17 protein-coding genes are annotated in these 18,233 nt (G+C 73.0%); 11 read left to right on the top strand and 6 right to left on the bottom strand.

Annotated elements, in window-relative coordinates; translation table 11 throughout:
* Nucleotide 1 precedes the first annotated feature (1 nt).
* From KGD83_RS04990 to KGD83_RS04950, 8 genes are all read left to right on the top strand, one after another.
* Nucleotides 2-1,144: a Gfo/Idh/MocA family protein gene (locus tag KGD83_RS04990; RefSeq protein ID WP_212644267.1), complete on the top strand. Its 1,143-nt coding sequence runs from the start codon at nucleotides 2-4 to the stop codon at nucleotides 1,142-1,144.
* On the top strand, nucleotides 1,141-2,814 hold the full coding sequence (locus KGD83_RS04985) for a sugar ABC transporter ATP-binding protein (protein WP_212642740.1): 1,674 nt from the start codon (nucleotides 1,141-1,143) through the stop codon (nucleotides 2,812-2,814). The genes KGD83_RS04990 and KGD83_RS04985 overlap by 4 nt, the downstream gene beginning before the upstream one ends.
* Entirely contained in the window at nucleotides 2,811-3,920 is a 1,110-nt protein-coding gene (locus tag KGD83_RS04980) for an ABC transporter permease (protein ID WP_212642739.1), read from the top strand. Before KGD83_RS04985 ends, KGD83_RS04980 begins: the two co-directional genes overlap by 4 nt.
* Nucleotides 3,917-5,014 carry an ABC transporter permease gene (locus tag KGD83_RS04975; RefSeq protein ID WP_212642738.1) on the top strand — a complete coding sequence of 366 codons (1,098 nt, stop codon included), beginning with the start codon at nucleotides 3,917-3,919 and terminating at the stop codon, nucleotides 5,012-5,014. Before KGD83_RS04980 ends, KGD83_RS04975 begins: the two co-directional genes overlap by 4 nt.
* A gap of 2 nt (nucleotides 5,015-5,016) precedes the next feature.
* Nucleotides 5,017-6,216 (top strand): substrate-binding domain-containing protein, encoded by a 1,200-nt coding sequence (locus KGD83_RS04970; protein WP_212642737.1) that lies wholly within the window; start codon nucleotides 5,017-5,019, stop codon nucleotides 6,214-6,216.
* Nucleotides 6,217-7,356 carry a sugar phosphate isomerase/epimerase family protein gene (locus tag KGD83_RS28445; RefSeq protein WP_249352156.1) on the top strand — a complete coding sequence of 380 codons (1,140 nt, stop codon included), beginning with the start codon at nucleotides 6,217-6,219 and terminating at the stop codon, nucleotides 7,354-7,356.
* A 202-nt stretch (nucleotides 7,357-7,558) separates the two neighbouring features.
* The gene (locus KGD83_RS04955) at nucleotides 7,559-8,287 is read left to right on the top strand and encodes a hypothetical protein (protein ID WP_212642736.1); all 729 of its coding nucleotides are present in this window, start codon (nucleotides 7,559-7,561) and stop codon (nucleotides 8,285-8,287) included.
* Between the two features lie 34 nt (nucleotides 8,288-8,321).
* Nucleotides 8,322-9,326 (top strand): sugar phosphate isomerase/epimerase family protein, encoded by a 1,005-nt coding sequence (locus KGD83_RS04950; RefSeq protein ID WP_212642735.1) that lies wholly within the window; start codon nucleotides 8,322-8,324, stop codon nucleotides 9,324-9,326.
* Nucleotides 9,327-9,390: 64 nt separating this feature from the next.
* On the opposite strand, the gene KGD83_RS04945 is transcribed toward KGD83_RS04950, so the two are convergent.
* From KGD83_RS04945 to KGD83_RS04930, 4 genes are all read right to left on the bottom strand, one after another.
* Nucleotides 9,391-9,636: a hypothetical protein gene (locus KGD83_RS04945; RefSeq protein ID WP_212642734.1), complete on the bottom strand. Its 246-nt coding sequence runs from the start codon at nucleotides 9,634-9,636 to the stop codon at nucleotides 9,391-9,393.
* Nucleotides 9,637-9,743: 107 nt separating this feature from the next.
* Nucleotides 9,744-10,115: a hypothetical protein gene (locus tag KGD83_RS04940; RefSeq protein ID WP_212642733.1), complete on the bottom strand. Its 372-nt coding sequence runs from the start codon at nucleotides 10,113-10,115 to the stop codon at nucleotides 9,744-9,746.
* 95 nt (nucleotides 10,116-10,210) lie between these two features.
* On the bottom strand, nucleotides 10,211-10,699 hold the full coding sequence (locus KGD83_RS04935) for a hypothetical protein (protein WP_212642732.1): 489 nt from the start codon (nucleotides 10,697-10,699) through the stop codon (nucleotides 10,211-10,213).
* Between the two features lie 403 nt (nucleotides 10,700-11,102).
* On the bottom strand, nucleotides 11,103-11,801 hold the full coding sequence (locus tag KGD83_RS04930; RefSeq protein ID WP_212642731.1) for a carbonic anhydrase: 699 nt from the start codon (nucleotides 11,799-11,801) through the stop codon (nucleotides 11,103-11,105).
* A 521-nt stretch (nucleotides 11,802-12,322) separates the two neighbouring features.
* Between KGD83_RS04930 and KGD83_RS04925 the strand changes: the two genes are divergently transcribed.
* The 3 genes from KGD83_RS04925 to rsgA all read left to right on the top strand — a co-directional run bounded on the left by KGD83_RS04925 (nucleotide 12,323) and on the right by rsgA (nucleotide 15,274).
* Complete coding sequence (locus KGD83_RS04925; RefSeq protein WP_071622772.1) at nucleotides 12,323-12,856, top strand: TetR/AcrR family transcriptional regulator; 534 nt, start codon at nucleotides 12,323-12,325, stop codon at nucleotides 12,854-12,856.
* A 200-nt stretch (nucleotides 12,857-13,056) separates the two neighbouring features.
* Nucleotides 13,057-13,923, top strand: a complete 867-nt coding sequence (locus KGD83_RS04920) for an MHYT domain-containing protein (protein WP_212642730.1) — start codon at nucleotides 13,057-13,059, stop codon at nucleotides 13,921-13,923.
* Nucleotides 13,924-14,149: 226 nt separating this feature from the next.
* Nucleotides 14,150-15,274: a ribosome small subunit-dependent GTPase A gene (gene rsgA, locus KGD83_RS04915; protein ID WP_212642729.1), complete on the top strand. Its 1,125-nt coding sequence runs from the start codon at nucleotides 14,150-14,152 to the stop codon at nucleotides 15,272-15,274.
* Nucleotides 15,275-15,371: 97 nt separating this feature from the next.
* Here the strand turns inward: rsgA and KGD83_RS04910 are convergent, their stop codons facing one another.
* Both KGD83_RS04910 and metG read right to left on the bottom strand, forming a co-directional pair.
* Complete coding sequence (locus KGD83_RS04910) at nucleotides 15,372-16,295, bottom strand: TatD family hydrolase (protein ID WP_212642728.1); 924 nt, start codon at nucleotides 16,293-16,295, stop codon at nucleotides 15,372-15,374.
* A 79-nt stretch (nucleotides 16,296-16,374) separates the two neighbouring features.
* Entirely contained in the window at nucleotides 16,375-18,192 is a 1,818-nt protein-coding gene (metG, locus tag KGD83_RS04905) for a methionine--tRNA ligase (protein WP_212642727.1), read from the bottom strand.
* Nucleotides 18,193-18,233 lie beyond the last annotated feature (41 nt).

Raw genomic sequence — 18,233 nt, 5'->3', positions numbered from 1 at the left:
AGTGAGTAAGGTCACAAGCCTGGGTGAGGCGGCCGATCCCGGGTCGACCGCCCCCAACGCCTACCGCGCCGCGGTGATCGGCACCGGCTTCATGGGACGCGTCCATTCCCACGCCGTCCGCGCCGCGGGAGGCGAGGTCGTCGGGGTCGCGGGCTCCTCCCAGGGCAAGGCCGAGCAGTTCCGCACCGCGCACGGCGTCGCCCGGGCCCACGCCGACGCCCTCGAACTCGTCCGCAGCGACGACGTGGACGTGGTCCACGTATGCACGCCCAACCACCTGCACGCGCCGCTGAGCCTGGCCGCCCTGGCCGCGGGCAAGCACGTCGTGTGCGAGAAACCCCTGGCCACCGACGCCGACACCGCCCGCGAGCTGGTCCGGGCCGCGGAGGAGGCCGACCGGGTCGCCGTCGTCCCCTTCGCCTACCGCTTCCACCCCATGGCCCGCGAGGCGCGCGCCCGCGTGGCCTCGGGCTCCATCGGCCGCGTCAGCCTCGCCCACGGCGGCTACCTCCAGGACTGGCTCCTGTACCCCGACGAGGACAACTGGCGGGTGGACCCCGAACTGGGCGGCCCCACCCGCGCCTTCGGGGACATCGGCTCGCACTGGTGCGACATGCTGGAGTTCGTCACCGGCGACCGCATCACCTCGGTCAGCGCCCAGACCTCACGGGTCAACGACACCCGCGCCGGGCGCTCGGTGGCCACCGAGGACCTGGTGGCCTTCCAGTTCTCCACCGCGGGGGGCGTGGTCGGCAGCGCCGTCATCAGCCAGGTCTCCCCCGGCCGTAAGAACCGGCTCGTGCTGGAGGTCTCCGGCACCGAGGGCACCCTGCTGTTCGACCAGGAGCGGCCCGAGACCCTCTGGGCGGGCGGCCGGGGCCGCACCTGCACCATCAGCCGCGACGACCCGGAGCTGAGCGCCGACGCCGCACGCCTGTCCACGACCCCCGTCGGCCACCCGCAGGGCTACCAGGACTGCTTCAACGCGCTCGTGGCCGACACCGGGGCCGCCATCGCCGGGCGGGTCCCCGAGGGCCTGCCGGTGTTCGCCGACGGCCTGCGCGCCGCCGTGCTGGCCGAGGCCGTCCTGGCCTCGGCGCGGGAACGCCGCTGGGTGGACGTGCCGGAGGTGGGCGGGGCATGAGCGGCCCGCCCCTGCTCCGCATGAGCGGCATCACCAAGTCCTTCCTGGGCGTGCGCGTCCTGCACGGGATCGACCTGGAACTCCACCCCGGCGAGCTGCACGCCCTGGTCGGTGAGAACGGGGCGGGCAAGTCCACCCTGATGAAGGTGCTGGCCGGGGTGCACCGGGCGGACGGGGGCACGGTCGAGCTGGAGGGCGGTGCCGTCTCCTTCGAGCACCCCGTCCAGGCCCAGCGCGCGGGCGTGACCACGGTCTTCCAGGAGTTCAACCTCCTGCCCGACCGCACCGTCGCCGAGAACGTCTTCCTCGGCCGCGAGATCCGCCGCCGCGGCCTGGTGGACGGACGGGCCATGGAGCGCGCCACCGCCGAACTGCTCGCCGAACTCGGTCTGGAGGGCATCGACCCCCGGGCCCGGGTGCGGTCGCTGTCGGTGGCCGAGCAGCAGATCGTGGAGATCGTCAAGGCGCTCTCGCACGACGCGCGCATCATCTCCATGGACGAGCCGACCGCCGCGCTGGCCGACCACGAGGTGGAGGTCCTCTACCGGATCATCGGCCGCCTGCGCGAACGCGGCGTGGCGGTGCTGTACGTGTCGCACCGCATGCGGGAGATCTTCGACCTGGCCGACACCATCACCGTGCTCAAGGACGGCCACCTCGTGGACACCGTCCCCGCCGGTGAGATCGGTCCGGCCGAGCTGGTCCGCAAGATGGTCGGGCGCCCGGTCTCGGCGGTCTTCCCCGAGCCCGTGGAGCCGCACGGCGAGCACGTGGGACGGGTGCGGCTGTCGGTCACCGGAGGCGGTAACACCCAGCTGGACGGGATCGGATTCGAGGTGCGCGGCGGCGAGATCCTGGGCCTGGGCGGGCTCCAGGGCAGCGGGCGCACCGAGGTGGCCCACGCCCTCTTCGGCGTCGAGCGCTTCACCCGGGGTGAGGTCCGCGTGGACGGGCGGCGGGTGGACCCGCGCTCGCCGCGCACGGCGGTGCGCGCGGGCCTGGTCCTGGTCACCGAGGACCGCAAGGCGCAGGGGCTGGCGCTGAACCAGTCGGTGGCGGCCAACGGCCGCCTGGTCCTGGACGCGGTCTGGCCCCTGGGCTCGGCGCGCGGGGCCCGGCGGCTGCCCGGCATCCTCTCCTCCCTGGAGCTGGTGGCGCGCGGCGGCCAGGACCAGGAGGTCCGGTACCTGTCCGGCGGCAACCAGCAGAAGGTCGTGCTGGCCAAGTGGCTGGCCGCCGAACCCGGTGTGATGGTGCTCGACGAGCCCACGCGCGGCATCGACGTGGGTGCCAAGCAGGCCGTCTACCGGCTCATGCGCGAGCTGGCCGCGGCCGGTGTGGCGATCGTGCTCATCTCATCCGAGCTGCCCGAGCTGATCGGCATGTCCGACCGGCTGGTCGTCCTGCGGGACGGCCGGGTGGCGGGGGAACTGCCCGGCGGGGCCGCCGAGGAGGCGGTCATGGCGATGGCCACCGGATCGCCGCACCCGGGCGGGGCCGCCGCACCGGTCCCCGAGGAGGGCCCGGCCGCCGGATCGGCCGCCGAGCAGGACCCGGCCGCCGCTCCGCCGCGCCCGGGCGGTCCCAACCCACCGGCCTCCGAGGGCGGCCCGGCCGCCGGGGCCGACAACGGCGGCTCCCCCGCACGGCACGAGGAGGCCGCCCCGTGACACGCCCACCGACCTCCCCCTTCCGGAGCCTGCGCGCCCGGACGGGCACCACCGGGCTGGTCTACCTGGCCCTGGTGCTGCTGCTCGCGGTCAGCGCGGCCTTCGTGGCCGCCCGGGGCGGCAACCTGTTCACCACCGCCAACACCGTCGACCTGCTCACCCGCAGCAGTCTGCTGGGCTTCCTGGCCATCGGGATGACCCTCGTCATCCTGTGCCGCTCCCTGGACCTGTCGGTCGGCTACGTGGCCGCCCTGTCCACCGTGGTCGCGGCCACCACCATGGCGGGCGACCCCTCCCGGATCGTGCTCGGCGCGGCCGCCGCCCTCGGCCTGGCCGCGCTGATCGGCCTGGCCAACGGGCTGGTGGTCACGGGACTTCGGGTCAACCCCTTCATCGCCACCCTGGGCATGGGGCTGGTGATCAAGGGCTACCTGGACACGAACTTCCAGGGCCCGGCCGGGGCGGTGCCCGCCGCCTTCCAGGCCTTCGGCTACACCCGGATCGGCGTGCTGCCCGTCTCCACCCTGGTCATGCTGGGCGTGGCGGTGGCGGCGGTGCTGTTCCTGGGCCGCACCCGGATGGGATACCACATCTACGCGGTCGGCGGCGACGCCGACGTGGCCCGGCTCTCCGGGGTCCGCTCCGGGGTGCCCACGGTCACCGCGCACGTACTGTGCTCGGTCACCGCCGGTGTGGCCGGTCTGCTGCTGGCCGCCCGGTTCGGCACCGGCAGCGCCACCGTCTACTCCGGGGGCTACGAACTGGAGGCCATCGCGGCCGTGGTGCTGGGCGGGACCTACCTGCTCGGCGGGCGCGGCGGCGTGGCCGGGACCGTGGCTGGTGTGCTCATCCTCGCCACGCTCGACACCGTGTTCAACGTGCTGGCGGTCGACCCGTTCGTCAAGGACGTGCTGCGCGGCGTCATCGTCATCGCCGCCGTGGCCGTCTACGCCCGCGGCGGGCGTTCCGCCGTGCGGACGCGCTTCCCCTCCGGCGGCGCGCCGCCGTCCTCCCCCGTGCCGCGGCCCGCCCCGGACACCGGGACCGCCCCCGGTCCGGGCCCCGGGACGGGGTCCGCACCGCAACCCCTCGGAGGCCGCCGATGACCCCGACCCCCACCCAGGACGCACGCGGCCCGGCGGGGCCGCGCGGGTCCGAGTCGCGCGGTCCCGGCCCGCTGGCGGCGCTGGCCGCGCTGGGCCGGGGCGGCACGGCGACCGTCGCGCTGCTGCTGGCGCTGATCTTCGTGGTGATCGCCACCCAGAACCCCTCCTTCTTCGAGGGGCCGCCGCTGATGGCCTTCGCCAAGAAGGCCGCGCCGCTGGTGATCCTGGCCATCGGCCAGTACCTGGTCATCGTCTCCGGGGAGTTCGACCTGTCGGTCGGGTCCCTGGTGGGCGCGCAGGTGGTGATCGCGGCCCGCCTCATCGACGGCGACGAGGCCATGACCTGGCCGGTGATCGGCCTCATGCTGGCCTTCGGCCTGGTCGTGGGCCTGGTGAACGGCCTGGTGACCACGCTGCTGCGGGTGCCGTCGATCATCACCACGCTCGGCACGATGCTCATCCTGTTCGGCGCGGTGCGCTACTGGACCGGCGGGGCGCCCACCGGAGCGCTGACGGAGTCCTTCCGCGTGTTCGGGCGGCAGGGGATCGGGGGCGTGCCCGTCCTCGGCGAGATCCCGTGGGCGCTGCTCATCGCCCTGGCACTGGCGGCGGGCGCGGTGGTGCTCATGCGCTCGCCCTACGGCCGCTCCCTCGTGGCGACGGGCGACAACGACGTCGCCGCCGCCTTCTCGGGGGTGCGGGTGTGGCGGGTGCGCACGATGGCCTTCGTCGGCTCCTCCCTCACGGCCACCGTCGCAGCCGTCCTCGTCGGCGGCTACGCCGGAGTCACCGCGCAGGTCGGCGACGGGCTGGAGTTCACCGCGATCACCGCCGTGGTCCTGGGCGGGGTGGTGCTGGGCGGCGGACGCGGCACCGTGGTCGCCGCCGTCCTGGGCGCCCTGACCGTGGAGGCCCTGTTCACGCTGTTCAACCAGCTGTACCTGCCCTCGACGCTCCAGCCCACGGTGCAGGGGCTCATCATCATCGCCGCGGTGGCCTACGCCGCCCGCCGGGGCGACCTTCGACTGCCGGAGCGCCTGCGACGGCGACCGGACCATCCGACCGAGCGGCCGCTCGGCACTTCCAGGAGGTAACCATGCGCGTCCCCCGCGTGCTGCTCGCCGGCGCCGCCGGCCTGACCCTGACGCTCACGGCGTGTACGACGGACGCCCCCACCGACGCCCCCGAGGAGGCGGGCGCCGAACTCACCCCCGACGGTGAGTGGTTCGACGAGGCCGAGTTCGAGGCGCAGCTCGCACAGCGCGAGATCACCCCGGAGGGCCCCGAGGACCAGCCCTGGCTCCAGGCGATCGAGCCCGAGTGGATCGACACCTCGGAGTTCGCGCACGACGCGCCCGAGGACGCGACGCTGTGCTTCTCCAACGCCTCGGTGTCCAACCCCTGGCGCGTCACCGGCTTCATCACCATGGAGCAGCAGGTGGAGGCGCTCCAGGAGGAGGGGCGTATCGGCGAGTTCCGGGTGTCGGACGCCGCCGACGACGACAACCAGCAGATCTCCGACATCCAGGCCTTCGTGGACTCCGGGGACTGCGACGTCATCGCCATCTCCCCCTCCACCACCGCGACCCTGACCCCGGCGGTGGAGACCGCCTGTGAGAGCGGCGTCCCGGTCGTGGTCTTCGACCGCGGAGTGAACAGCGACTGCATGGTCACGTTCATCCACCCGATCGGCGGCTACGCCTACGGCGCGGACGCGGCCGAGTTCCTGGTCGAGGAGCTGGAGCCCGGCTCGACCGTGCTGGCGCTGCGCATCCTGCCCGGTGTGGACGTGCTCGAACACCGCTGGGCGGCGGCCCAGGAGATCTTCGCCGACAGCGAGCTGGAGGTGCTCGGCCACGAGTTCACCGAGGGTGACGGCGCCATGATCAAGGACCTGGTCTCCCAGCACCTCCAGCGCGGCGAGGTAGACGGCATCTGGATGGACGCCGGGGACGGCGCAGTGGCCGCCCTGGAGGCCTTCGAGGACGCGGGCCAGCCCTACCCGGTGATCTCCGGGGAGGACGAGCTGAGCTTCATGCGCAAGTGGCAGGAGGAGGACCTCACCGCGATCGCGCCCGTCTACTCCAACTTCCAGTGGCGGACCCCGGTCCTGGCCGCCGGCATGATCCTCGCCGGCGAGGAGGTGCCCTCGGAGTGGATCCTGCCCCAGGAGCCGATCCGCCAGGACGAGCTGGACGAGTACCTGGAGCGCAACGCGGAGATGCCGTCCCTGCACTACGCGAAGTTCGGCGGCGAGGACCTGCCCGGCTTCCCCGAGGCCTGGACGGACAGGTAGATGCGCGCGCTGGGGGTCAACACCTGGGTGTGGACGTCGCCGCTGACCGACGCCGCGCTGGAGCGGATCGCGCCCCGCGTGGCGGAGTGGGGGTTCGACGTGATCGAACTCCCCGTGGAGAACGCGGGCGACTGGGACCCCCGGCGCGCCCGGACCCTGCTGGACGGGCTGGGCCTGACGGCCAGCGTCGTGCTGGTCATGGGGCCGGGCCGGGAACTGGTCGCGACCGACGCGGCCACCCGCTCGGCCACGCAGGACTACCTCAGGCGGGTCGTGGACGCGGCCGCGGCGGTGGGCTCCCCCGTCGCCGCCGGTCCGGCCTACTCCTCGGTCGGCCGCACGTGGCGGATGTCCCCGCGTGAGCGGGCGGGGATCGGCGCGGAGCTGACCGAGGCGCTGGCCCCCGTGGTCGGGCACTGCTCGGCCGCGGGGGTCCGGCTGGCGGTGGAGCCGCTCAACCGGTACGAGACGAGCGTGCTCAACACGGTGGACCAGGGGCTGGAGATGCTGGCCGACCTTCCCGCGGAGCACTGCGGGCTGGCCCTTGACGTGTACCACATGAACATCGAGGAGCGGGACGTGGCGGCGGCCGTGCGGCGCGCGGGGATGGGAACCGCGCCGGAGGCGGCCTCGAGGGGTGGTGGTCGGGCGACGGGACAAGAAGACACCGCGCCGGAGGCGGCCTTGAGGGGTGGTGGTCGGGCGACGGGACAAGAAGACACCGCGCCGGAGGCGGCCTCGAGGGGTGGTGGTCGGGCGACGGGACAAGAAGACACCGCGCCGGAGGCGGCCTCGAGGGGTGGTGGTCGGGCGACGGGACAAGAAGACACCGCGCCGGAGGCGGCCTTGAGGGGTGGTGGTCGGGCGACGGGTGGGCGGGTGGCGCACGTGCAGGTGTGCGCGAACGACCGAGGCGCCCCCGGGGCCGACCACCTGGACTGGAGCGCGATCCTCGACGCCCTCGACGATGTGGGGTACGGAGGACCCCTGGTGATCGAGTCGTTCACGGCGGACAATGCCAGCATCGCCACGGCGGCCTCCGTCTGGCGACCGTTGGCGGCGACCCAGGACGCGATCGCCGTCGACGGCCTGGCCTTCCTTCGCGCCCTGAGCCGACGAGAGGAGCCGCCGTGCAGGTAGGCAGCGCTCCTCGGGGGCCGCGGTCCGCGCCTACGGGCGCGGCCGGGCTCCACGGGGGACGGGAGCCGATCGCCGTGTCCGCACCACGGCCGCCGGTGCCCCCGGGCCAGGAGGAAACGTCCACCACCCCCGCTCGGTGCCGCGCTCGCCGGAAAGCGCTGACTGAGGTAGGGCGGCTCCATCCCCACGAGGAGACGTCACCATGCCCGCTCACAAGACCCCCTCCGCCGCCGGTTCCGAGTTCCCGGACCCGGTGGCGGACACCCCCGCCACCTGGTGGCTGACCGGGGTGTCGTTCGCGGTGGCCGGTGCCGCCGTCGCCTCCGCCGTGTTCCTCGGCGGTGACAGCGCGAACGGCGCCTCCGCCGCGCCGCAGGCCTCCGCGGACCACCCAGACGCCGACCAGGTCGGCTCGCTGCTCACCCACACCCGCACGGCCCACGAGGGACTCGTCCCCGTGGTGGAGGACATGGAGGAGTTCCTGCCCACCGACGGATCACACCCGCCCCTGGAGTTGACCGAGGCCTCAGTGGTCAATTCCTGGCGCACCGAGGTGCAGGCCGCCTCGGTGCACTTCGGCGGGGTTCCCGAGTCCGGCGGCGCCCACCGGACCGCGCACGCGGGCCTGGTGTCCTCCGTCCGGCTGCTGTCCATGTCGGTCGACACCTACGCCAAGGCCGCCCTGGTCGAGGACGAGGACCTGCGTATGGACGTCCTGCACATCGCCATGGAACTGCGGGACGAGGCGGTCGTGTCGTGGTCGGTGGCGGCCACGCACCTGGACGCGGTGAGCGTGGACGCCGGGCACGGCCACGTCCACCTGTACCTGCCCGCCGCCCCCGACAGCGGAGCCCTCGCGCCCGACGGCGCCGAGGAGGACGCGGGGCCGGAGGGCTCCGGGGAGGGCCCCGGCGACGGACACGACCACTGACCACGAAACCCCCCTACTCCAGGAGGAGACGAACATGCCGCGACCAGTCACCCTGTTCACCGGGCAGTGGGCCGACCTGCCCTTCGAGGAGGTGTGCTCCCTGGCAGCCTCGTGGGGCTACGACGGCCTGGAGGTCGCCTGCTGGGGCGACCACCTCGACGTCACCCGGGCCGCCGTGGACGACGACTACGTGCGCGACCGGCTGGACACGCTCGAACGCCACGGGCTGGGCCTGTGGGCGATCTCCAACCACCTGCTGGGCCAGGCCGTCTGCGACGACCCGATCGACCACCGCCACCGCGACATCCTGCCCGCGCGCGTGTGGGGCGACGGCGAGCCCGAGGGCGTGCGTCAACGGGCCGCCGAGGAGATGAAGACCACCGCCCGCGCCGCCGCCAAGCTCGGCGTGTCCACCGTGGTGGGCTTCACCGGCTCGGCCGTCTGGAAGTACGTGGCGATGTTCCCGCCGGTGGGCGAGGACGTCATCGAGGCCGGGTACCGCGACTTCGCCGACCGGTGGAACCCGATCCTGGACGTGTTCGACGAGGTGGGAGTGCGTTTCGCGCACGAGGTGCACCCCTCCGAGATCGCCTACGACTACTGGTCCACGCAGAAGGCGCTGGAGGCGGTGGGGCACCGCCCGGCCTTCGGCCTGAACTGGGACCCCAGCCACATGGTGTGGCAGGACATCGACCCGGTCGGGTTCCTGTGGGACTTCCGGGACCGGATCTACCACGTGGACTGCAAGGACGCCCGCAAGCGGGTGGGCAACGGCCGCAACGGGCGACTGGGCTCCCACCTGCCGTGGGGTGATCCGCGCCGGGGCTGGGACTTCGTCTCGACCGGGCACGGGGACGTGCCCTGGGAGGACTGCTTCCGCACGCTGAACGCGATCGGCTACCAGGGGCCGATCTCGGTGGAGTGGGAGGACGCGGGCATGGACCGGCTGGTCGGGGCGGCCGAGGCGGTGGAGTTCGTGCGCTCCCACGCCTACGACCCGCCGGAGGCGTCGTTCGACTCCGCCTTCGGGTCGGACTGACCCGGATCCGGGCGCGGCGGCGGGGCGGCGCGCACCGGGGATCCCCCTCGACCGGGAGGCGGGGTCAGATCATCGGGGCGATGACCACCCGGTAGTGCCCCCCGTCGGCGGTCGAGACGTCGCAGCGGAAGTCGTTGACCCGGTTGACGGAGCCCTGCACCGCGCTGTCGCCGAAGGCCGCGGTGTCCACCCCGGGCAGGTGCTTCCGGATGAAGGACACCGCCTCCTGGACGGACATGGCGGTGTCCTTCTGCTCTGGGGTGACGCGCAGTCCGTCGTCGGTCAGACGACTGATAACGACCCGGAACATGTGCTGTCTCCCTAGGGTGCCGGGGGGCGGACACCGGCATTCTGCCCCATCGCCTCCCCGGCTGGGAATCCTCCGGGCGGGCGGGGGCGCCGGCGCGGCCCGTCCGGTCAGACCTCCAGGTCCGCCTCGATGCCCTTGAGGCGGTGCCTGGCCAGGGCGAGGTTGCCCCGGGAGCGGTCCAGGGCCAGGTAGAGGAAGAGGCCCTGCCCCTTGCGGCTGGTGAGGGGCCGGATGATGTGGTACTGCCCGGACAGGGTGATGAGGATGTCCTCGATCACGTCGTTGAGTCCCAGCTGGTCCATGGTGCGCATCTTGGCGCGGACCACCTCGGTGTTCCCGGCGGCGGCCACGGTGAGGTCGAGGGTGTTGGTGGAGGCGAGGGTGCCCAGCGCCATCCCGCTGCTGTAGTCGACGACGGCGGCGCCCACAGCCCCCTCGATCTCCATCATCTCCTTGAGCCCGGCTTCGATGTTCGGCATGTCCTTCTCTCTCCTTGACGTGGGTCGGCGCGGCGCCCTGCGGTCGGCGATCCAGCGGCGCAGGCCGGAGGCGCCTCGGCGGGGCTGCCCACCGGTCACGCGGCCACCGGCCGGGGGCGCTCGACGGACAGCGTCCGCAGCGCGGTGAGCACGCGTTCCAGCACCTTGCGGTCCACGGACGCGACCGCCGGCGCGGCGGGGCGGGGCAGGTCCCGACGGGGCGGGCGGTCCGTGTCGTCGCGGGGAGGCGGCACCCTCGCCGTGCGCACCAGGTCGCGCAGCCGCCGCAGGGTGAAGCCGAGGCTGCCCTCCGTGCGGCCCATCCGGACCCGTACGCACAGGTCGGAGCCGTCCAGGACGGCGAACAGCACGTGGTGGTCGGTGTCGGTGACGACGACGTCCTCCACCCGCTGGTCGGCGCACAGGGGGCCCTCCCTGACGGCCCTGAGGATCGCCGCCGCGTCCGCGGCCGGATCGTCGGCGCCGACGTGGGCGAGGACGCGCCCGCGCCGCCAGTCGACGAGGCAGGCACTGCGCACCCCCGGCGTCTGGAGCATCTCCCGCAACTGCTGGTCGAAGCGCACTTCGGTCCTTTGCGAAGGCTGGGGCCGGATCTTGCGTCGGCCCGCGACGAATCAGGCTAACTGTCCTTTGCGGACATCACGAGAATAGGCGCCATGCGTTCGCACCGCAGCCTTTTCAGTGATTTATTATGTTATGCCTGACCGGAGGGGGTGGCGGAAAGCCGAAAGGAGGACGAGGAGGCGTCGGCGCGTGTTTCGCCCCGCGGAGAAAGAAGAACGGTCCCGGTGTCGCGTGCGGTCACCTTTTCTCCTTTTCGGGGGCTTCGGGACCTCGGGCCCGGGCGGCGTCGGCGCGGGGGCGGGCGGCGCGGCCGCCCCGGGGGGAGCTGGTAGGAGGGATGGGGCGGGAGGGACCGACCGGGGGCACGGGTCCGTGATCGGGCGAGCGCGGGACGGCTCCGGGTCAGAGCCAGACGACCTCGGAGGTCTCCAGGTCGTAGCGGGCGGGGACCACGTCCAGGCGGCCGGACTCGACCAGCTCGCGCAGGTCGGCGTCCACCCGGAGCTGGTCGGCGATGTACTCGGCGTTGGCCCGGACGCAGGCGTCCACGAAGTCGCCGCCGTCGTCGGGGGTGGCCTCGACCACCGGCAGGATGCCCTCCACCAGGTAGCCGACGTGGCCGTGCGGGACCTCTCCGGTCTCGTGGGCCTCCACGGCCGCGGTGACCGCGCCGCACGAGGAGTGCCCCAGTACGACGATGAGCGGGACCGCCAGGTGCGCGGCGGCGTAGCTGATGCTGCCCAGGACGGACTCGTCCAGGACCTGGCCCGCGGAGCGGACGGTGAACAGGTCGCCGAGCCCGCGGTCGAAGACCAGCTCGGGCGCCACACGGGAGTCCCCGCAGGCCAGGACCACGGCGAAGGGGCTCTGGCCGCGCGCCATCTCCTCCCTGCGGGCGGGGCCCTCGTTGGGGTGGCGGGAGTCGTACCGGCGCCAGCGCTTGTTGCCCCGCTCGAGGAGGCGCAGCGCCTCCGCGGCGTCCCCCGGTTGGGGCGCGGGCATGGGAGCCGACCAGGCTGGGGCGGAGGCGGCGGTGGCGACCGCGGCCCCGACCCCTCCGGTGAGGGAAACGCGCAGGGCGTTACGACGGGTGATGGCCATGTGGGGTCTCATCCTTGACGTCGACAAATATGGACTTTTGCCGCCAAACGAGGGCCAAATTACTCTTGCCCCACGAACCAGATCAAGGGTTTTTAACGCGCCCCTAACACCCTTCACTGGGGCGCGCACCCGGAACGGAGGCGAAGGAACCCCTTTCCGTGCCGCTGAACTCGCACAATGCCGCACCCGGACGTTTCCCCGCGATTCACCCGGCCTTCTCCAGCCGTGACGAGAAGTGCTTTCCCGAGCACTCCGCGCGACCTGGAGACGGGCGCGGTGCGGGGGCGCACCGGACCCGGGATAGGGTGTGTTACCAACCGACCGTTCGTTAGGAAATCCTCGTGGGGTCCGGCGACGGAGGACGCGCCCGCGGCCGTCCCCGCCCACGGAGCCGCTCCCACCAGGTAGATTCGACAACCGTGTCCAGATCTTCCCCTGTCGAACCAGCGCCCTCCCGCCGCGCGGCAGCGGGGCGGCGACGCTCCGGCCGCCCCGGCCACGACGCCGACTCCGTCCTGCGCGTGGCCGCGCGCGTGTTCAACGAACGCGGGTACGACGGCACGAGCATGGAGGACCTGGCGCGCGCCCTGGGCGTGACCAAGTCGGCCATCTACCACCACGTCACCGGTAAGACCGAACTGCTGCGCCGCTCCCTGGACCTGGCCATGGACGCCCTGTTCGCGGTCACCCGCGAGGAGGCCTCGACCACCGGCCCGGCCATCGACCGCCTGGAGCACGTGCTGCGCGGCAGCGTCCGGGTGCTGGTGGACGAGTTGCCCCACGTGACCCTGCTGCTGCGGGTGCGCGGCAACACCGAGGTGGAGAAGCGCGCGCTGGAGCGGCGCCGGGCGTTCGACCACCTGATCGCCGACCTGGTGCGCGAGGGCGCGGCCGACGGCGACATCCGCCCGGACGTGGACCCCGCGGTCGCGGCGCGCCTGCTGTTCGGCATGGTCAACTCGATCTCGGAGTGGTACAAGCCGGACCGCGGACTGGACTCCGACGAGATCGCCGACACCCTGGCGAGGATCGCCTTCGCGGGCCTGCGCGCCTGAGAGCCGCAGGACCCGGGCGGAGCAGCCGACGACGTGTGGGCCCGGCGGAACGGAGGGTCGCACCCGTGTTCCCCTGCGTTGCCGCTGGCCACATCAGGCCACACACGTTCGGGAACACCCCTGGCGCATCAGTCTCAGGCCTCCCTACTATCCATGGAACCCGAGCGAAACGGGACCAAGGTCATGGAAAGTAGTGCGCCGTGCTCGACCACCTCGCCCAGGACTGGCTGACCCCCTCCATCGCCTTCGCGGTCTCGGTGATCGGGTCGTTCCTCGGGTTGTCCTTCGCCTCACGCGCGCGCCGGACGAGCGGACCCGTCCGGTGGCAGTGGTTGGCCCTGGCCTCCCTCGCCCTGGGCGGGGTGGCCGTGTGGTCGATGCACTTCATCGCCATGATGGGCTTCTCCCCGCCCGGCACGGCCATCCGCTACGACACCGCGCTCACCGTGGTCAGCGGCGTCATAGCCATCGCGGTGATGGCCGTCGCGCTCACCCTGACCATCCGCAGGAGGACGGCCCCCCGGCTCCTGCTGGGCGGTCTGATCGCCGGGACCGGCATCATCGCGATGCACTACCTCGGCATGTCCTCGATGAACGTCCACGGGGAGATCCACCACGATCCGCTCTACGTCGCCCCGGCCTGCGTGATCGCCCTGGTGGCCGCCACCGCCTCCCTGTGGTTCGCCTCCCGGCTGCGCGGCCTCCCCGCCATCACCGCCGCCTCCGTGGCCATGGCCGTCGCGGTGACCACCATGCACTACACCGGCATGGTGGGCGTCCACTTCACGGAACCGCGCTTCTCCCGGCACAGTCCCCCGGACGGTTCCAGCGCGCCGGACCTGGTGCTGCCCCTGCTCGCGGTTCTGTTCGTCTTCATGCTGATCTGCAGCCTCTTGCTCCTGTTGGGGGTGGAGGAGGAGCGCCCGGACTACTCCCGCCGCGAGCCCGCCCCCGACGCGCCCGCCTCCGGGAGCGGCCCGGAGGAGCACGCCGGGGAGTACGTTCCGCGGCACGCGACCGCCCCGCAGACCGCGCCCTCCGACGACGTGTGGACCAGGCGCCGCTGAGCCGCGCCGTTCCCGACCGGGTCCCCGCCCGGAAAACCCGTGGTGCGCCCCGCCCCTGCGGTCCTAGGCTCGCCGGAGCGGAGCGCGCCGTGCCCCCGGTGCCGACGACTGAGAGGAAGCGGTGATGACCGTTGCCGCGCATGGTTCGAACCCGACCTTCCCAACCGTTCGCGAGCCCTGAGGGGCGCTTCCCCTCCTGACGGCTCGCCGTTCCAGAGAGTCCGTCGTGAACACGTACGACAGCACAGACACACCCGCCGCCTCCCCGCTGGCCGCGCTGGGGTGGAACCGCCGCGTCGAGCGGGCCTTCGACACCGTCGCCGCGTCGAGCCCCCACCCGGTGGTCCCCGCACGCGTCTCCTCCTCGCGCCGGGGCGGAGCGGTGGTCCGCCTCCCCGGGGAGGCCGCCGCCGACTACTCCCCCGCCGTCACCAGGGCCGCCCAGGCCGATCCGTCCTCCGCTCCGTGCAGCGGCGACTGGGTCGCGGTGCGCCGCTCCGGTGACACCTGGGTCGTCGAGGCCGTCCTCGAACGCTCCGGCAGCCTGGTCCGCCAGGGCGTGGCCCGGGACTCCCACGACCAGGTCCTGGCCGCCAACATCGACGGCGTCCTGGTCTGCGAGGCCGCCGACCAGGGGCCCAACGTGGGCCGCCTGGAACGCTTCCTCAGCCTGGCCTGGGCGAGCGGGGCCGCCCCGGTCGTGGCGGTCACCAAGGCCGAGCTGGCCGGAGACCGCCTCCCCGAGGTGCTCGAACTCGTCTGCTCGGTGACCGCGGACGCCGACGTGCACACCGTCAGCGCGCACACCGGCCTCGGCGTGGAGGAACTGGCCGCGCGGTTCCCGCCCGGCACCACCTGGGTCCTGCTCGGCGCCTCCGGAGCGGGCAAGTCCAGTCTGGTCAACGCGGTGGCCGGACGGAACCTGATGGACACCGGCGAGATCCGCCACGACAGGCGGGGGCGGCACACCACCACCCGCCGCCAGCTCATCCAACTGCCGGGCGGCGCACTGGTCCTGGACATCCCCGGGGTGCGGCGCGTCGACGTGCCCGGCGACGCCCGGGGCGTGGACCGGACCTTCGCCGACGTCTCCGACCTCGCCGAACGGTGCCGCTTCCGGGACTGCCGCCACGGCGGCGAGCCGGGCTGCGCGGTCGCCGCCGCCGTGGACGGGGGCGAACTGGACGCCAGGCGGCTGGAGCGCTGGAACCGGCTCCGGCGCGAGTCCGAGTGGAACCGCTCACGGGGCGACGCGCGCCTGCGCGCCGAGCGCCGCAAGCAGTGGAAGGCCGCCGAACGGCAGGGCAGAGAGAACGCCTGGCGCAAGCGCGGCGGCCGAGCAGGCGGTTGAGCGTGACGGCGGGCGCGCCGCCTCCGGTGCGGGCGGCGCGCCGGCGTGCGGATCCGCCGCGGTCAGGCGGCGAGGACCCGCGGCCGCGCGCCCCGGGTCAGAACCCGAACGCGCGCCCCGCGTTGCCCGCGATGATCCCGGCGAGTTCGTCCTCGTCCACGCCCTTGACCCCCGCCAGCGTACGCAGCGTGTGCGGGATCAGGTAGGGGGCGTTGGGGCGGCCCCGGTAGGGCTTGGGGGTGAGGAAGGGCGCGTCGGTCTCCACCAGCATCAGCTCCGGCGGCGCCGCGGCGGCGGCCTCGCGCAGGGACTCGGCGCTGGCGAAGGTGACGTTGCCCGCGAAGCTCATGAAGTACCCGTGCTCGGCGCACACCTTGGCCATGGCCGCGTCGCCGGAGAAGCAGTGGAAGACCACCCTGTCCGGCGCGCCCTCCTCCTCCAGGATCCGCAGCACGTCCTCGTGGGCGTCGCGGTCGTGGATCATCACGGCCTTGCCGTGGCGCCTGGCGATGTCGATGTGGCGGCGGAAGGACTCCTCCTGGGCCCGCGCGCCCTCGGGGCCGGTGCGGAAGGTGTCCATGCCGGTCTCGCCGACCGCCACCACGTGGGGCAGCGCGGCCAGATCGTCGATGGCGGCCAGCTGCGCCTCCAGCTCCGCCGTCCCGCCGGGCTCGCGGAGCTTGCCCGCCCAGTCGGTGTCGTCCACCTCCACGCCCGGGGCGCCGTCACCGTGCACGATGCGCGGCGCCTCGTTGGGGTGCAGGGCCACCGCCGCCCACACCTTGCCCGGATGCGCGGCGGCCACCTCGGCCGCCCACCGCGAGGAGGCCAGGTCCACGCCCACCTGGACGAGCGGGGTCACCCCGACGCCCTCGGCGGCGGCGATGATCTCCCCGACCTCCGGGGTCTGCATGTCCATGTGGGTGTGGCTGTCGGCCACCGGTACGCGCAGGGGCTCGGGTACCGGAGGGGGCGTCTGGTCGTTGCGCTCCCTGACCGCTCTGCCGCTGCGCTTTCCCATGCTCACGTTCCTCCGCGAAGAAGCGCCGACGGGCGGTGCCCGCCGGCGCGGTCGTCCTTCTGCCCACCGCGGCCGGAGCCTACTCGGCGGCGCCCTCCAGGCGGGCCAGCTCCTCGTCCACGACCGACTGGTCGAGCTTGGCGAACAGCGGCTCCGGGCGGCCGAGGGGGGTGCCCACCGCGATCGGCCGCGACTCCCAGCGCGCCTCGTTGTCGGCGTAGTCCCCGGTGATGACCGGGTACTCCACTTCCTCCTCCGAGCCGCCGATCGTGTCGCGCCCGGCGTCGATGCGGGGCATGCCCGTCCAGGTGCCGGTGCCGCCGAGCATCGCGTACACCTTGTTCGCCGACTCGGGCAGGTACGGGGTGAGCAGCGTGTTGGCGTCCTGGACCAGCTGGAGGGCCACGTGCAGCACGGTGGCCATCCGCTCGGGGTCGGTCTTCTTCAGCGCCCACGGAGCCTGGTCGGAGATGTACTTGTTGGCCTCGGCGACGGTGCGCATGGCCTCCTGCAGGCCCGCCTTGAACTGGGACCGCTCCAGCCGCTCGCCCACACGGGCGAACGCGGCCCGCGAGTCCTCCAGCACCCGGCGGTCCTCGTCGGTCAGCTCACCGGCCGCCGGGATCTCGCCCAGGTTCTTGGCCGCCATCGAGATGGAGCGGTTGACCAGGTTGCCCCAGGCCGCCACAAGCTCGTCGTTGTTGCGGCGCACGAACTCGGCCCAGGTGAAGTCGGTGTCCTGGGTCTCGGGACCGGCGGCCATGATGTAGTAGCGCAGCGCGTCGGCGGAGTAGCGCTCCAGGAAGTCGCGCACGTAGATCACCACGCGCCGCGAGGAGGAGAACTTGCGCCCCTCCATGGTGAGGAACTCGCTGGAGACCACCTCCGTGGGCACGTTCAGCTCGCCCAGCGGGCCGGGCTCGCCGCCCCGGTCGCCCTCGCCGTTGTGGCCCAGCAGGATCGCGGGCCAGACCACCGAGTGGAAGACGATGTTGTCCTTGCCCATGAAGTAGTAGGACCGGGCCTCGTCGCCCTGCCACCAGCGGCGCCAGGCCTCGGGCTCACCGACGCGCCGGGCCCACTCCACCGACGCCGACAGGTAGCCGATGACCGCGTCGAACCACACGTACAGGCGCTTGTTGGCGTTGTCGCTCCAGCCCTCCAGCGGGACGGGCACGCCCCAGTTGAGGTCGCGGGTGACCGCGCGCGGCTGGAGGTCCTCCACCAGGTTCAGGGAGAACTTGAGGACGTTGGGCCGCCACTGCCCCTCCTTGCCCTTGAGCCAGGTGGTCAGGGCGTCGGCGAAGGCGGGCAGGTCGAGCATGAAGTGCTCGGTGTCCACGAACTCCGGCTTCTCGCCGTTGATCCGCGAACGGGGCGAGATGAGGTCGATCGGGTCGAGCTGGTTGCCGCAGTTGTCGCACTGGTCGCCGCGCGCGCCGTCGTAACCGCAGATGGGGCAGATGCCCTCGATGTAGCGGTCGGGCAGCGTACGGCCGGTGGACGGCGACACCGCGCCCTTGGTGGTGTGGGCGAACACGTACCCGTTCTCGTGCAGCGCGGTGAACAGCTGCTGCGCGACGGCGTAGTGGTTGCCGGTGGTGGTGCGGGTGAACAGGTCGTAGGACAGGCCCAGGCCCACCAGGTCCTCGGCGATGATCCGGTTGTAGCGGTCGGCCAGCTCGCGGGGGGTCACACCCTCCTGGTCGGCCAGGACCTGCACCGGGGTGCCGTGCTCGTCGGTCCCGCTGACCATCAGCACGTGGTTGCCCGACATTCGCTGGAAGCGGGAGAAGACGTCGGAGGGGACCCCGAAGCCGGACACGTGACCGATGTGGCGCGGTCCGTTGGCATAGGGCCAGGCGACCGCGGTCAGGATGTGACGATTCGACGACATGACCCAAGCCTAAAGGCGGCGGCGGCCTGCCGTGCACTCCT

Source organism: Nocardiopsis akebiae (assembly GCF_018316795.1).
GTDB lineage: Bacteria > Actinomycetota > Actinomycetes > Streptosporangiales > Streptosporangiaceae > Nocardiopsis > Nocardiopsis dassonvillei.
Note: the sequence above shows the minus strand (reverse complement) of the source record. Positions and strands in the feature narration are given on the sequence as shown.

Coding starts and splice junctions, on each gene's coding strand:
- KGD83_RS04985 (WP_212642740.1), top strand. CDS start 1,141: ATGAGCGGCCCGCCCCTGCTCCGCATGAGCGGCATCACCAAGTCCTTC.
- KGD83_RS04970 (WP_212642737.1), top strand. CDS start 5,017: ATGCGCGTCCCCCGCGTGCTGCTCGCCGGCGCCGCCGGCCTGACCCTG.
- KGD83_RS04950 (WP_212642735.1), top strand. CDS start 8,322: ATGCCGCGACCAGTCACCCTGTTCACCGGGCAGTGGGCCGACCTGCCC.
- KGD83_RS04930 (WP_212642731.1), bottom strand. CDS start 11,801: ATGGCCATCACCCGTCGTAACGCCCTGCGCGTTTCCCTCACCGGAGGG.
- KGD83_RS04940 (WP_212642733.1), bottom strand. CDS start 10,115: ATGCCGAACATCGAAGCCGGGCTCAAGGAGATGATGGAGATCGAGGGG.
- KGD83_RS04945 (WP_212642734.1), bottom strand. CDS start 9,636: ATGTTCCGGGTCGTTATCAGTCGTCTGACCGACGACGGACTGCGCGTC.
- KGD83_RS04910 (WP_212642728.1), bottom strand. CDS start 16,295: ATGGGAAAGCGCAGCGGCAGAGCGGTCAGGGAGCGCAACGACCAGACG.
- metG (WP_212642727.1), bottom strand. CDS start 18,192: ATGTCGTCGAATCGTCACATCCTGACCGCGGTCGCCTGGCCCTATGCC.
- KGD83_RS04955 (WP_212642736.1), top strand. CDS start 7,559: ATGCCCGCTCACAAGACCCCCTCCGCCGCCGGTTCCGAGTTCCCGGAC.
- KGD83_RS28445 (WP_249352156.1), top strand. CDS start 6,217: ATGCGCGCGCTGGGGGTCAACACCTGGGTGTGGACGTCGCCGCTGACC.
- KGD83_RS04975 (WP_212642738.1), top strand. CDS start 3,917: ATGACCCCGACCCCCACCCAGGACGCACGCGGCCCGGCGGGGCCGCGC.